Genomic DNA, 4,262 nt, shown 5'->3' on the forward strand with positions numbered 1-4,262 from the left:
GAGCGGAAACAGGAAGGTGCTTGCACCTTTGCTGTCGAGCGGCGGACGGGTGAGTAATGCCTAGGGAACTGCCCAGTCGAGGGGGATAACAGTTGGAAACGACTGCTAATACCGCATACGCCCTACGGGGGAAAGGAGGGGACGCGTTTTTCGAAGTGCGCCTTTCGCGATTGGATGTACCTAGGTGGGATTAGCTAGTTGGTAAGGTAATGGCTTACCAAGGCGACGATCCCTAGCTGGTCTGAGAGGATGATCAGCCACACTGGAACTGAGACACGGTCCAGACTCCTACGGGAGGCAGCAGTGGGGAATATTGCACAATGGGCGCAAGCCTGATGCAGCCATGCCGCGTGTGTGAAGAAGGCCTTCGGGTTGTAAAGCACTTTCAGCGAGGAGGAAAGGTTGTAGTTTAATAAACTACAGCTATGACGTTACTCGCATAAGAAGCACCGGCTAACTTCGTGCCAGCAGCCGCGGTAATACGAGGGGTGCAAGCGTTAATCGGAATTACTGGGCGTAAAGCGTACGCAGGCGGTTTGTTAAGCAAGATGTGAAAGCCCCGGGCTCAACCTGGGAATTGCATTTTGAACTGGCAAACTAGAGTCTTGTAGAGGGGGGTAGAATTTCAGGTGTAGCGGTGAAATGCGTAGAGATCTGAAGGAATACCGGTGGCGAAGGCGGCCCCCTGGACAAAGACTGACGCTGAGGTACGAAAGCGTGGGGAGCAAACAGGATTAGATACCCTGGTAGTCCACGCCGTAAACGATGTCTACTCGGAATTTGGTGTCTTGAACACTGGGTTCCCAAGCTAACGCATTAAGTAGACCGCCTGGGGAGTACGGCCGCAAGGTTAAAACTCAAATGAATTGACGGGGGCCCGCACAAGCGGTGGAGCATGTGGTTTAATTCGATGCAACGCGAAGAACCTTACCTACTCTTGACATCCACAGAATTTGCTAGAGATAGCTTAGTGCCTTCGGGAACTGTGAGACAGGTGCTGCATGGCTGTCGTCAGCTCGTGTTGTGAAATGTTGGGTTAAGTCCCGCAACGAGCGCAACCCTTATCCTTATTTGCCAGCACGTAATGGTGGGAACTTTAGGGAGACTGCCGGTGATAAACCGGAGGAAGGTGGGGACGACGTCAAGTCATCATGGCCCTTACGAGTAGGGCTACACACGTGCTACAATGGTCGGTACAGAGGGTTGCAACGCCGCGAGGTCAAGCTAATCCCACAAAGCCGGTCGTAGTCCGGATCGGAGTCTGCAACTCGACTCCGTGAAGTCGGAATCGCTAGTAATCGTGAATCAGAATGTCACGGTGAATACGTTCCCGGGCCTTGTACACACCGCCCGTCACACCATGGGAGTGGGCTGCACCAGAAGTAGATAGCTTAACCCTTCGGGGAGGGCGTTTACCACGGTGTGGTTCATGACTGGGGTGAAGTCGTAACAAGGTAGCCCTAGGGGAACCTGGGGCTGGATCACCTCCTTACCTATACGACTAACTCAATACTTGGTTTGGTAAGAAATTGCATCCGTGCATTTCTTACACACAGCACATCCGTGTGCTTGAGTGTTCACACAGATTACTTGATAGAAGAAAGAGCAAAAATATACGTGTCTGTTTAGACGACGTACTCTTGTTTAAAGCAATAGCGATAAATAAGGTTGCAAGTATAAATGGGTCTGTAGCTCAGCTGGTTAGAGCGCACCCCTGATAAGGGTGAGGTCGGTGGTTCAAGTCCACTCTGACCCACCAAATCTTTGTGTTACTACGTTATGTAGTTCGTCGTTTAGCAGGCTAAACGTCCTCACTACATGCCTTGTTACACTCGATTTGGTAATAACTTAGCAATAAGTAAGCGTATATATTTTGTTTGACAGCATGTAAATGGGGCTATAGCTCAGCTGGGAGAGCACCTGCCTTGCACGCAGGGGGTCTGCGGTTCGATCCCGCATAGCTCCACCATTTATTTGTTGGTTTTGCTTGATTGTTTAGAACGCAGTTTAAAAACTAGGTTCGATCACTGTCATGTAGCTCCAGCATTTGCTTGCATTTTTGCTGAAATTGTAAGCCATGCATATGGATAGAGATGCCAAAGATAATGAAAGAATTATCTTTGGCTTTTTTAAGCCCGTTCTTTAAAAATTTGGAAAGCTGATAGTGTTAATGTGAAAGGGATAGCGACTTACTTGTAAGTTGTTATTAATAGCATTAGCGCGAAAAATAAATAATTGAGTTCTCAAACACTTAAATCAAGTGCTGGAGCATAGACCTTTAGTTAGGAAAGTGCTTCAAGAGTATTCTTTTGGCGAAAGTAAACACCATTAGTTGCGATACGATTCGTTTTCTACTATTTGTAGAGAATATTGAGTCTGTTAGCGCAGTCGATGTGTTGTTAGGCAAGGCGCGAAAGCGAACGAGGAGGGCGTGTAGTTTACTACATAACCGACAAGTGAGTTTGAGTAACGCTGCATAACAGTACAGTGGCAAGCGAATAAAGACCTATGTGGGTTGTATGGTTAAGTGACTAAGCGTATACGGTGGATGCCTTGGCAGTCAGAGGCGATGAAGGACGTAGTAACTTGCGAAAAGCGTTGGCGAGCTAGTAACAAGCATTTGAGCTAACGATGTCCGAATGGGGAAACCCACTCACATAAGTGAGTATCATATACTGAATACATAGGTATATGAGGCAAACCCGGGGAACTGAAACATCTAAGTACCCGGAGGAACAGAAATCAACCGAGATTCCCCTAGTAGCGGCGAGCGAACGGGGATTAGCCCTTAAGTCTATGGGGTGTTAGTGGAATGAGTTGGAAAGCTCAGCGGCACAGGGTGATAGCCCCGTACATGAAAACTAACCATAGATGAAAACGAGTAGGACGGGACACGTGACATCTTGTCTGAACATGGGGGGACCATCCTCCAAGGCTAAATACTCCTGACTGACCGATAGTGAACCAGTACCGTGAGGGAAAGGCGAAAAGAACCCCTGTGAGGGGAGTGAAATAGAACCTGAAACCGTATACGTACAAGCAGTGGGAGCGGTTCCATTCTTCGGAATAAGAGACCGTGACTGCGTACCTTTTGTATAATGGGTCAGCGACTTACATTTTGTAGCGAGGTTAAGCGAATAGCGGAGCCGTAGGGAAACCGAGTGTTAACTGCGCGTATCTTTAATTAGAGAAGTTGCAAGGTGTAGACCCGAAACCCGGTGATCTATCCATGGGCAGGTTGAAGGTTGAGTAACATCAACTGGAGGACCGAACCGACTTATGTTGAAAAATGAGCGGATGACTTGTGGATGGGGGTGAAAGGCCAATCAAACCGGGAGATATCTGGTTCTCCTCGAAAGCTATTTAGGTAGCGCCTCGAGCGAATACCATTGGGGGTAGAGCACTGTTAAGGCTAGGGGGTCATCCCGACTTACCAACCCTTTGCAAACTCCGAATACCAATGAGTACTACTCGGGAGACACACGGCGGGTGCTAACGTCCGTCGTGGAAAGGGAAACAACCCAGACCATCAGCTAAGGTCCCAAAGTTATTGCTAAGTGGGAAACGATGTGGGAAGGCTTAGACAGCTAGGATGTTGGCTTAGAAGCAGCCATCATTTAAAGAAAGCGTAATAGCTCACTAGTCGAGTCGGCCTGCGCGGAAGATTTAACGGGGCTAAGCAATACACCGAAGCTATGGGTTTGCTAGTTTACTGGCAAGCGGTAGAGGAGCGTTCTGTAAGCCGTTGAAGGCGAAGGGGTAACCCACGCTGGAGGTATCAGAAGTGCGAATGCTGACATGAGTAACGATAAAGGGAGTGAAAAACTCCCTCGCCGAAAGACCAAGGTTTCCTGTCCAATGTTAATCAGGGCAGGGTAAGTCGACCCCTAAGGTGAGGCCGAAAGGCGTAATCGATGGGAAACAGGTTAATATTCCTGTACTTCTGCTAACTGCGATGGAGAGACGGAGAAGGCTAGGCTAGCGCGGCGTTGGTTGTCCGCGTTTAAGGTTGTAGGTTGTATTCTTAGGCAAATCCGGGGATACGCATTAAATTGCAAGACTGAGGACTGATGACGAGACCCTAAGGGGTTGAAGTAGTTGATGCCATGCTTCCAGGAAAATCTTCTAAGCTTCAGGTTAGTAGGAATCGTACCCCAAACCGACACAGGTGGTTGGGTAGAGAATACCAAGGCGCTTGAGAGAACTCGGCTGAAGGAACTAGGCAAAATGGTACCGTAACTTCGGGAGAAGGTACGCTCCTA

Annotated in this window: 2 tRNA genes and 2 rRNA genes; all 4 read left to right on the top strand. The window is 48.7% G+C overall.

Annotated elements, in window-relative coordinates:
* Window positions 1–1,492, top strand: a 16S ribosomal RNA gene (locus KT99_RS19380); the annotation flags it as partial.
* 190 nt (window positions 1,493–1,682) lie between these two features.
* Window positions 1,683–1,759: transfer RNA gene (locus KT99_RS19385), tRNA-Ile, on the top strand.
* Window positions 1,760–1,893: 134 nt separating this feature from the next.
* Window positions 1,894–1,969 (top strand) — tRNA-Ala (locus tag KT99_RS19390).
* Between the two features lie 552 nt (window positions 1,970–2,521).
* A 23S ribosomal RNA gene (locus KT99_RS19395) occupies window positions 2,522–4,262 on the top strand; the annotation flags it as partial.

The sequence above is a fragment of the Shewanella benthica KT99 genome (assembly GCF_000172075.1).
GTDB classification, from domain to species: Bacteria; Pseudomonadota; Gammaproteobacteria; order Enterobacterales; family Shewanellaceae; genus Shewanella; species Shewanella benthica_A.